Source organism: Haloferax profundi (assembly GCF_001469865.1).
GTDB classification, from domain to species: domain Archaea; phylum Halobacteriota; class Halobacteria; order Halobacteriales; family Haloferacaceae; genus Haloferax; species Haloferax profundi.
Genome location: NZ_LOPV01000539.1, coordinates 1 through 1,485 on the forward strand (window position 1 = coordinate 1; position 1,485 = coordinate 1,485).

The following is a 1,485-nucleotide window of genomic DNA, read 5'->3' on the forward strand; positions in this document are numbered from 1 at the left end:
GGGGATTGAGTGTGGCCACGTCGCGCACCTCGTCGAGGGAGTCGAACGGGTAGTTGGTCATGCCCAGTTCTTCGCCCTGATAGACGTACGGCGTCCCACGGAGAGTGTGAAGCAGTGTTGCCAGTAGCTTGGCGGATTCGCGGCGGTACTCATCGTCGTCGTCGGGCGACGCCCGACTGCTTGCCGAGGTCTCCTCGGCGACGTTACCGAACCGCGAGACCATCCGCGGTTGGTCGTGGTTGTTGAGGTACAGCGAGTTCCACCCTTCGTCGGCGAGGCCCTCCTGCCACCGGTCGAAGACGGCTTTCAGGTCGGGGAGTTCCCAGTCCACGACGTCCCAGACCTCGTCGCCCTGGTCGAGGAGCATGTGTTCGAAGTGGAAAATCATCGAGAGGCCGTCGCCGTCGGGTTCCTGACTCGTGTAGCGTCTCGCCGTCTCGAGTGGCATCTCGTCGCCAATCATCTCGCCGACGGTGAGCAAGTCTTCGTCGAGGACTCGGTCGCGCATCTCGCCGAGGTACTCGTGGATTCGTGGACCGTTGACGGCCCGGTCGATGGTTTTGACGTCGTGTTCCGGGTCGGCGTCGGGGAGGCCGTCGGGTTTGGAGATGAGGTTGATGACGTCCATGCGGAACCCGTCGATACCGCGGTCTAACCACCACTCCATCATCTCGAACACGTCGTCGCGGACGGCGTCGTTCTGCCAGTTCAAGTCCGGTTGTTTCCGGTCGAAGAGGTGGAGGTACCACTCACCAGTTCGGTCGTCGTAGGTCCACGCCGGCCCGCCGAAGAACGATTCCCAGTTGTTCGGTGGGACTTCGTTCACACCGGTTGGGGTCTCGTACTCGTCTGGGTCGAGGTCGGTCTCATCGGGGTCGCGGCCCTCGCGCCACCAGTAGTAGTCCCGCTTGTCGGCGTCTTTCGCCGACCGAGAGTCGACGAACCAGGCGTGTTCGTCGGACGTGTGGTTGACGACGAGGTCCATGATGAGGCGAATCCCGTGGTCGTGAAGTGCGTCGCGGAGTTCCTCCCAGTCGGCCATCGTCCCGAACTCGTCCATGATAGCGCAGTAGTCCGAGATGTCGTATCCGTTGTCCGCGTTCGGTGACTCGTAGACTGGGTTGAGCCAGATGCAATCGACGCCGAGGTCGTCGAGGTACGCTACCTTCTCGATGATACCTCGAATGTCGCCGACGCCGTCCCCGTCGGAGTCGTTGAAACTTCGCGGGTAGATTTGGTAGACGACCGCTTCCTTCCACCACCGTCGTTCTTCGTCCGCGGGAACCGAAGTCATACTGAGGTGTCTCACGCGTGGAACTTAGGTTGTCGGGCAGCAGCGGTCTCTCGACATCGGACGACCGCAGTTCACGTCTCCACCGCCAGAGCGACGGTTAGGTGCGTTTTTGTATCGCGAACCCGTCGCGTCGCGTATGAGCGACGACCACCACTCGGGCGACCACGACCACGACGACCACCACTCGGGCG

General features: G+C 62.1%; 1 protein-coding gene. It reads right to left on the reverse strand.

Going from position 1 to position 1,485, the window contains the following annotated elements:
* A partial coding sequence (locus AUR66_RS16405; protein ID WP_058573285.1) for an alpha-glucosidase occupies positions 1 to 1,294 on the reverse strand: 1,294 nt, incomplete at its 3' end.
* Positions 1,295 to 1,485 lie beyond the last annotated feature (191 nt).